Consider the following 2,179-nt stretch of genomic DNA (forward strand, 5'->3'; position numbering starts at 1 on the left):
CAAAGATAGAAAGTCTCTAGCGCTGACAACTATGGCTGTAATTGTCCAAAAATACGGTGGTACATCGGTAGGTTCCGTGGAACGCATTCAATCGGTCGCTCAACGGGTCAAAAATACGGTAATAGCAGGAAACACCGTGGTGGTGGTCGTTTCTGCCATGGGTAAAACCACCGATGGATTGGTCAATTTAGCCAAACAAATCGCCGCCGAACCCTCGCGCCGGGAGATGGATATGTTATTATCCACGGGGGAACAGGTAACGATCGCCTTGATGAGTATGGCCCTAGAGGAAATCGGACAACCGGCCATCTCCCTAACCGGCGCTCAAGTGGGAATTGTCACGGAATCCGAACATAGTCGGGCCCGTATTTTAGAAATTAAAACCGATCGCCTCTCCCGTCATCTATCGGAGGGTAAAGTAGTTGTGGTCGCCGGTTTTCAAGGTGTTAGCGATAGTGATCAACTAGAGATTACCACCTTGGGGCGCGGTGGTTCCGATACCTCGGCCGTAGCCCTAGCGGCCGCCTTAAAAGCCGATTTTTGCGAAATTTACACCGATGTACCCGGTATTCTCACCACTGACCCCCGTTTAGTCCCCGAAGCGCGTCTTTTAGACCAAATTACCTGCGATGAGATGCTCGAATTAGCCAGTTTAGGGGCGAAAGTTCTCCACCCGCGAGCGGTGGAAATCGCTAAAAATTTCGGGGTTCCCTTGGTTGTCCGCTCCAGTTGGACAGAGGATCCGGGTACTTGGGTGACATCCCCGGCACCGAAACCGCGCACCCTGCAAGGATTGGAATTGACAAAAGCAGTGGATGCGGTGGAATTTGAGGGCAATCAGGCGAAAATCGCCCTTTTACGGGTTCCTGATCGTCCCGGTATCGCTGCCCGTTTATTCGGGGAAATCGCTCATCAACAGGTGGACGTGGATTTAATTATTCAATCGATTCACGAGGGGGACAGCAACGATATCGCCTTTACGGTGATGGGAAATGCCTTAAAAAAAGCCCAATCCGTGGCCGAAGCGATCGCACCGGTTTTACGTTCCCATCCCACTAATACAGAGGAAGCGGAAGTGATTATCGAATCCGGGGCCGCTAAAATCGCCATTACCGGCGCCGGTATGATCGGCCGGCCGGGAATTGCTGCCCAAATATTTAGCACTTTGGCCGCAGCGGCAATTAATATCGAAATGATCTCCACTTCTGAAGTAAAAGTCAGTTGTGTCATCGATGAAGCGGACGGAGAAAAAGCAATTAAAGTCCTTTGTGATGCTTTTCAAGTGGAGTATTCTGCTAAAGTTGCTCATTGCGAAATCCCTAAAAATTTAGTCCCAGTACGGGGAGTGGCCCTAGATAATAATCAGGCCCAAATGGCCATTCGTAACGTCCCCGATCGCCCCGGGATGGCGGCGAGAATTTTCTCGGTTTTAGCGGCAAAAAATGTCAGTGTTGATATGATTATTCAATCCCAACGCTGTCGCATTGTCGATGGTATTCCCCGACGGGATATCGCTTTTACTTTACCCCAAGCTGATGCTAATTTAGCCCAAAAAATCCTCTTAGAACTATCGGAAAGTTTGGGTTTACAGGAAGTGGTGGTTAATAATGATGTGGCCAAAGTGAGCATTGTTGGTTCGGGAATGGAAGGACAACCGGGGGTAGCAGCACGCTTTTTTGAAGCTTTAGCAAAGGAGAAAATTAATATTTTGATGATTGCTACTTCTGATATAAAAATCAGTTGTGTGGTGAATCAGGAAGATGGAGTCAGGGCCCTACAAGTGGTTCACGCCGCTTTTGGATTGGCCGGACAGGGTAAAATTGAAGTACCCGCCTAAATGAAATTACAAGTTCTATGATGGGGGTAAGAGTTGTTTAATTGTTGGCAACTTATACCCCCAAAAACCCGATAAATAAGTTAACCCTCATCACCCCTATTTTATCTATGGACCCTCTTACAGGAGCAGCGATCGCAGTTGGTTCGATTATTGCCACTAAAGCGCTAGAGAAAACCGGTGAAAAAGTGGGAGAGAAAGTTTGGCAACAAACAGAAAAATTTCTCACTTCCCTGAAACAAGTTTGGCTCTTCGGTTTGTGTTATGCAATGGACGGGGATTATAAGGGATGGAACCCTTATATAGAAAGGCATTTAGCGATTTTTGTCAATTGTTTTTTATCTA

The 2,179-nt window shown here is 47.5% G+C and carries 1 protein-coding gene and 1 pseudogene; both read left to right on the forward strand.

Going from position 1 to position 2,179, the window contains the following annotated elements; genetic code table 11:
* Nucleotides 1-31 precede the first annotated feature (31 nt).
* A complete protein-coding gene (locus PX482_RS07600; RefSeq protein ID WP_069475262.1) occupies nucleotides 32-1,837 on the forward strand; it encodes an aspartate kinase in 1,806 nt (601 codons plus the stop codon).
* A gap of 107 nt (nucleotides 1,838-1,944) precedes the next feature.
* Nucleotides 1,945-2,179: pseudogene (locus PX482_RS07605) on the forward strand (hypothetical protein); the annotation flags it as partial.

This window comes from Microcystis sp. M53602_WE12 (assembly GCF_030065455.1).
GTDB lineage: Bacteria > Cyanobacteriota > Cyanobacteriia > Cyanobacteriales > Microcystaceae > Microcystis > Microcystis aeruginosa.

Bases quoted from the DNA above. Each gene is read 5' to 3' on its own strand.
- PX482_RS07600 (WP_069475262.1), top strand. From the start codon at position 32: ATGGCTGTAATTGTCCAAAAATACGGTGGTACATCGGTAGGTTCCGTG.